Origin of the sequence: Croceicoccus hydrothermalis (assembly GCF_022378335.1) — a bacterium.
In the GTDB taxonomy this organism is placed as follows: Bacteria; Pseudomonadota; Alphaproteobacteria; order Sphingomonadales; family Sphingomonadaceae; genus Croceicoccus; species Croceicoccus hydrothermalis.
In genome coordinates this window covers 1-6400 of sequence record NZ_JAIQCI010000073.1, presented here as the reverse complement: position 1 = coordinate 6400, position 6400 = coordinate 1, and the positions used below count along the sequence as shown (strand labels likewise).

General features: G+C 59.0%; 4 protein-coding genes and 1 riboswitch. All 4 genes read left to right on the top strand.

Annotation, left to right across the window (positions count from 1 at the left end; genetic code table 11):
- The first annotated feature begins 158 nt into the window (after positions 1-158).
- Positions 159-617 (top strand): immunity 26/phosphotriesterase HocA family protein, encoded by a 459-nt coding sequence (locus tag K4G67_RS17305; protein WP_239807487.1) that lies wholly within the window; start codon positions 159-161, stop codon positions 615-617.
- Between the two features lie 315 nt (positions 618-932).
- Positions 933-1119: riboswitch (cobalamin riboswitch) on the top strand.
- A 101-nt stretch (positions 1120-1220) separates the two neighbouring features.
- Positions 1221-5357, top strand: a complete 4137-nt coding sequence (locus K4G67_RS17300; protein ID WP_239807486.1) for a cobaltochelatase subunit CobN — start codon at positions 1221-1223, stop codon at positions 5355-5357.
- Positions 5354-5800: a MotA/TolQ/ExbB proton channel family protein gene (locus tag K4G67_RS17295; protein ID WP_239807485.1), complete on the top strand. Its 447-nt coding sequence runs from the start codon at positions 5354-5356 to the stop codon at positions 5798-5800. The genes K4G67_RS17300 and K4G67_RS17295 overlap by 4 nt, the downstream gene beginning before the upstream one ends.
- Positions 5793-6062, top strand: a complete 270-nt coding sequence (locus tag K4G67_RS17290; RefSeq protein WP_239807484.1) for a hypothetical protein — start codon at positions 5793-5795, stop codon at positions 6060-6062. Before K4G67_RS17295 ends, K4G67_RS17290 begins: the two co-directional genes overlap by 8 nt.
- The last annotated feature ends 338 nt before the right edge of the window (positions 6063-6400 follow it).

Here is a 6400-nt window from a genome sequence, read left to right as displayed (position 1 = left end):
TGAGCGGCAAAGCAACGCCGCTCGCCTGATGTCAGCCGCGAGCCCGACCGTGCTCCGCCTGCGACTTCTTCAACAGAATAGGGTGGTTTTAGGACATTGCGTTTCCGCCCCAGTTCCATTTAGCTGCCGACATGCCGGATAAGCGAGTTCGACGCCGTGTGGGCGACATCCTGAAAATCGATCTGGGAGGCGGAACACACTCCTACGGGCAAGTCGCCGACGAGCCGCTCATTGTTTTCTTCAATGGCGCGTTCACTGAAGCGCTGCCGCCAGGACAGGCAATCCAACTGCCAGTGCTGTTTCGTCTTTGGGTCCATAACGACGCAGTGAAAAAAGGTATTTGGGAGGTCGTCGGCAATTTGCCGCTGGCTCCGGCAGACGCTGTCGAGCCGTATTTCTTTAGACAGGATGCAATTACCGGGGCGCTGTCGCTTTACCATAGCAGCTTCGCAAACACGGGGTGGGAGCATCCCGCTTCAGCGACAGATTGCGATGGACTTGAATGCGCTGCAGTCTGGGACGCAGAGCAAGTCGAAGACCGTCTCCGGGACCATTATGCCGGGCGGCCCAACAAGTGGTTTGAGAGCCTTCGCATGGACAAGAGAGCGCTTTCGTAGGAATTCTTCACCGTTGCTCAAATGTCCGCAATTAGGGTCGTATTCGGCTCGTCGGGTTTCGGTCGGATTTTTTGCGAAAGCAGCCTGTCCGCTCGCGGGTTCGTCCGTCAGGGTATCGAGCGTCCGAATTTGGGGTGGTTTTACGAATGTCGGCTTTCGCGCCCAGATTGAAGAAGCAGCCGTTACTACGATGATGCGTGGTACGCCGAGAGCCGACTGCCCGTTATGGGCGGCTTGAAGTTCTTTTAGGAGACACACTCCAACTACCCCGCGCTTTTCGGTCCGATTGGTTGCTATACATTCCCGAAGTTACGCTCTAATCAGCTGCGCGACGGTGCCTCACATATTTGGGGTGAAAAGGGAAGCCGGTGAAAATCCGGCACTGTACCCGCAACTGTAAGCGGATAGCTTTGCTTCGGCCACTGAACGAAAGTTTGGGAAGGCCGTGCGACAAAAGCATCGACCCGCAAGTCAGGAGACCTGCCGTCACCGTCGTCCATGTGCTCGACCGGGACCAGTCGAACATATCGGAAATCCGTAGAGACGACATGTGTCTTCAACAGCGCCCTTCATAGCGAAAGGCGTGCAAGGAGTATGTGCGTCATGCGACGTTCCGTCTTGATCGGCCTGTCGATCCTCGTCACCGGCCTGTGCGCTGTTTTGGTCTGGCAGGCATTGAAACCCGAACGAACACTGGTCGGTATCGTGTCTGCGCGCAATTCCGCCGCGGCGGCGAGCGCCGCAGCCCGTTTTACCGACACCTATCCCGATGACCGCGTGATATTGCGTACGCCCGAACAGATCCGGACGATGTCGGATGCCAGTCTGGAAGCGACGCTCAGAGAGGCGGACGCGGTGCTGATCGCCGGAGTTTTTGGCGAAGATGCAATGCGTGTGGCGCGGTTGGCGAGTGAACTGCCAGAGGGACGCCCCATTGCAGCGATCAGCGTTGCCAGCACCCTGTCCCAACTGATGCTGAACCGCATGGCGCGGATCGATGGTGAAGAGGCCTCCACCCGGTTCCGGGATCGCGTCGAAGCCTATTGGCAAGGACGCGGAACTGAGAATCTGGCCAATCTCTTCGCCTATGTTCTGTCCGATGACAGCGCACGCGACGCGATCGCGGTACCCCAGCCGATCGCGCCGATCCGTTTCGGTAAGCGAAAAGGTGTCAACGACGCGCCACTCATGGCAATCATCGACTATGAAACCGGGGACCAGATCGGCAATCGCGATCTGCATACGGCATTGTGCGAGGCGGCTTTCGCGAGGCAACTGGCCTGCCAATCAATCTATGCGGATTGGGGTGCGCCGACAGCTGAAGCGATCGAACAATTGCATTCGCGCAAACCCGCTGCGGTTATCTCTCTTGCGGATTTCGCGCTTGGCGGACCGGATCGCGAACGGGCGAATGAAGCGCTCGCACAACTGGATGTACCGGTGGTCAAAGGCATTAGGCTCGACGACATGACCGAAGAAGAGTGGCGCGCGAGTGGCGAGGGGCTTCCGACGGACAGTGTCTATTACCGCGTTGCCATGCCCGAGCTTTCGGGCGCGAGTCAGCCGGTTGTGCTGGCCGCCGCCACCCCGCCGCGCATTGACCAGATTTCGGGTATCGAGATCAGCGTGACCGAACCGATTGTGGAGGAGGTCAATAACCTGGCAGCACGGCTGGCCAACTGGGCGCAGCTCCGCACGAAGCCGAATGCCGAAAAACGCGTGGCGATCATCTATTACAACCATCCGCCGGGCCGCCATAATATCGGTGCTGACAATCTGGATGTTCCCGCCTCTTTGTTGGCGATGTTACGGCGCATGAAAGCGGACGGGTATCAGACCGGACCTCTGCCGGCTTCATCGGATGCATTGATGGACATGATGCAGGCACGGGGCGTCAATTTGCCAGGCGATCCCGATGCGTTGCGAGCGATGAACGAGAACTCGCCGCTACATTTGTCGATAGAGAAATATCGCGGTTTTTTCCGTACGCTTCCCGATGTCGTGCGGGAAGAAATGACCGGCGGACCGTTGGCCGCTCTCCAGGCGCGGGTGCGGATTGCGCTCGAGCGGCACGATCCCGAAGCGGCGCTGGCAGATGTGGATCAGGTGTTGCGAGATCTGGAATTCGTGATCGAAGGCACGCCCGGCGAACGTGGCGCAAAAGCGCGTGGAATCGTTGCCCGATTGCACGATGCTTTCGGCCGCTATATCGGCAAAGGCGCCGACGGTGCAGGGAATAGCCAATCCGTATCCGCGCTTATCGAGAAGCTTCGCGCGCTCAAAATCGAAGGGGTCGAGGGTTGGGGGGCATCGCCGGGCAAGGTCATGACCGTGGATGGCCGGTTTGTCTTCCCCGGCATTCGCTTCGGCAATGTCTTTATCGGTCCGCAACCGCCACGCGGTTGGGAGACCAATGAGGAACTGCTGCACGCGAACCGCAGCGTCCCGCCTCCGCACCAGTATCTCGCCTTCTATCACGCGCTGCGAACTCAGTTCGGCCCGGACGCGCTTGTGCATCTTGGCCGCCATTCAACGTATGAATTTCTGCCTGGCCCGCGAACAGGGCTTTCGTACACAGCCTATTCCCGGCTGATCGCCGGCGACGTGCCAGGTATATACCCTTATATCGTGGACGGTGTCGGTGAAGGGTTGCAGGCGAAACGCCGCGGGCTGGCGGTTATGGTCGATCATCTGACGCCTGCCCTCGCGACAACGCCGATCTATGACGACCTTCTGGGCCTGCGGCAGCTTGTAGAAAGCTACGAAGGCGCGGACCCTTCGCGAAGCGGTGATGCGGCGCGGTCCCGCGCGCTCGACCGAATCCGCGATACGGTCCTTTCGCTCGGCATGGACAGAGCTATCGTTGCCGAAATCCGGCATGAACGCGGCGGCGGGAATGTCGTGTTCGATGAGCTGGATCCGGAACTTCTCGTGCACGAAACCGGCCATTTGCTGACCGAGATGCAGGAGGATTTCATGCCGATGGGCTTGCATGTCTTCGGCACGGATTGGAGCGATCAGGCAATCGCGACGATGGTAAAGTCCATGGACAAGCCTCTGGCAGAGGCAGCCTTGCGCGCGTCGCCCGCGAGCGAAATGGCGGCATTCATGGCTGCGCTGGACGGCAGGTTCGTGAAACCGGGCATTGGCAATGATCCGCTACGTTCTCCCGGTGTCCTTCCGACCGGCCGCAATTTCTACGGCATCGATGCCAGCCTCGTTCCCGACCGCATAGCCTGGGACCTGGGTGTGACAATGGCAAAGGAACCGGCGGCGACCGACGGGGGCAGGGCGGTCGTGCTGTGGGCATCCGACACGGTTCGTGACGGGGGCGTAATGATCGCGCTGGGCCTGTCGCTGCTTCACATACACCCCGAATGGAACAGCAGGGGAATCCTGACCGGCCTGAAACGTATGCCCGTAAGCGGGCAAGCGCCGCGCGAAGATGTGACCTTTGTCGCGTCGGGTCTGTTCCGTGACCTTTATGGCGAACAGTTGAAATGGCTTGATAAGGCAGCGTTGATCGCGCTCGACGGTGCCTCGTTGACAATCCGTAAGCTTTATCCCGACCTTTCCGAACCGCTCGATCTTGCACTCGCCCCGCTTGGCGAACTACGCGATCCGGGAGACGAAAGCCTTGCCGACAACCGCCTCGCCGCTGCGTGGGTCCGGCAGATGCAGGAAAACGTGACGCCAAAACCGGAAGATGGCCGCACGGCCTCGCTTCGCGTCTTCGCACCGGCTTCCGGGCAATATGGCGCGGGCATAAACCGTCTGGCCGAACGGTCCGGTGCGTGGTCCGACCGCGACGAACTGGCGCGCATCTATCGGGGCCGGGTAGGGCATGCTTATGGGGTCGATAAAGATGGCGAACCCGCTGCTGCGACCTTCCGCGTGCGACTGGCGAATATTGACCAGACCTTCCTTGGCCGCGCCAGCAATCTTTATGGCCTCGTCGATAACAATGATGCCTTCGATTATCTCGGCGGGTTGAACATGGCGGCGGAGGCAGCCAGCGGGTCCAAGCCCGACGCCTTCGTCGTCGACGTCAGCAATCCCGACCGGCCGGATATGGCGCCGCTTCAATCCGCGCTGCTGACCGAACTGCGCGCGCGGCAGCTTAATCCGGCGTGGATAGTATCGCTCATGCCGCATGGCTATGCAGGTGCGCGCACGATGAATTTTGCGTTCTTCGAAAATCTCTGGGGCTGGGAAGTTACCGATCCGGAGCTATTTCCCGATGCGGTCTGGGACGATGTCTACGACATTTACGTCAGGGATCGGCACAATATCGGCGTGGACGATTTCTTGAATGAAAATGACAATCTGCCAATCAAGGCGAACATGCTGGCCGTCATGCTCGTCGCGGCCCAAAAGGGATATTGGAAGGCTGACGACGACATTGTCGAAGACCTTGCCGGGCAATTCGTCGCGGCGGTAAACGAGGTAGGTTTGCCGGGCAGCGGTCATACAAGTTCCGATCATCCAATGCTGGACTGGATCGGCAACAAGCTGTCGCCGGAGCAAGAAGAAGCGCTGCAAGACGCCCGAACCGCAGCGCGTGGCACACCATCCGATGTATCCGCGTCGCAAGGCGAAGCTTCCATGCGCGAAGTGCGCCCCGTTGATGAGGCACCGGTCATGGAGACGGTCGGGCGCATGCTCGCGATCGCCTTGGTGGCCTTTGTCGTCCTTCTTCTCATCATAGGCTTTATTCGCAGCAGGAGGTCTCGCACATGATTTTCGATCTCGGTGCCGTCTTGCACGTGGCTGTCGACCTCCTCCAGTGGCCGGTGATTGCGGCGCTCCTCCTGCTCGGCATTGCTTCGGTGCTGGACGCAGGCATGGCACTGGGCGAGAGGTTTGGCGGCATCGGCAAGATGCTGCCTCTTGGAGCTGGCGGGGTGAACAGGATCGCGTCACAGCGTATCGCGCGATCCGACCTTTTTGCGCGTGTGGGCCCTACACTTGGCCTGATGGGAACGCTCATTCCGCTCGGCCCGGGGATCGCCGCGCTGGGGCAGGGCGACTTCCTCACCCTGTCGGATGCGATCACGACCGCGTTCGACACCACCGTCATAGGGCTTGTCATCGGCTTGCTCGGCTATCTGATCGGCAGATTTCGCCGTTCCGCCTATGATGATGCGCTGACCTTGCTGGAAAACGGTACAACCGATGCGTGATTTTCGAAGCAAACGCTTTTCCGATGATGCCGATATTGGACTATCGCTTCCCAATCTGGCCGACCTTATGTTGGTATTCGCGACCGGCCTTATCGCCGCACTGGCCGCCGCCAGCGAAAGCGCGCAAACCCGTCGGGAAGTTGAAACGGTGGAAAGTGTGGAAACCCCTGCCGATTCGGCAGCGTCCGATGGGGCCGGTCTGGAAGCAGCGGGTCAGGTCTTTCGTGATCCCGAGACTGGGAAACTGTACATTGTCGAATGAAGAAAGAAAGCCCGATCGATCGCAAACCATTTTTTCAAATCGCCGCATGACCGGATTGGAAATCTCGGTTTCTGAAATTTTAACGTCCGTTGAGCCATCTCGGCAGAGCCCGAGCATCCTAACCTGCCTTTCGAACAAATTTATCACACTTCCGAACATTCGAATTTGAAGTGCGTTGCTGGCGCTTCACCTGCTCATGGCAACGTCAGCTATCAGGAAATCTAAGAGCGATAATCGATGTCTTAAACTGGGTCTATTCTGTTGAAAAAGTCCCGCTTGCGATTGGCGTGAAGTCCTGATTCAGTGTTCCGCAGGCAAGCGGAGATTGGGCTGATGAT

Coding starts and splice junctions, on each gene's coding strand:
- K4G67_RS17295 (WP_239807485.1), top strand. CDS start 5,354: ATGATTTTCGATCTCGGTGCCGTCTTGCACGTGGCTGTCGACCTCCTC.
- K4G67_RS17300 (WP_239807486.1), top strand. CDS start 1,221: ATGCGACGTTCCGTCTTGATCGGCCTGTCGATCCTCGTCACCGGCCTG.
- K4G67_RS17290 (WP_239807484.1), top strand. CDS start 5,793: ATGCGTGATTTTCGAAGCAAACGCTTTTCCGATGATGCCGATATTGGA.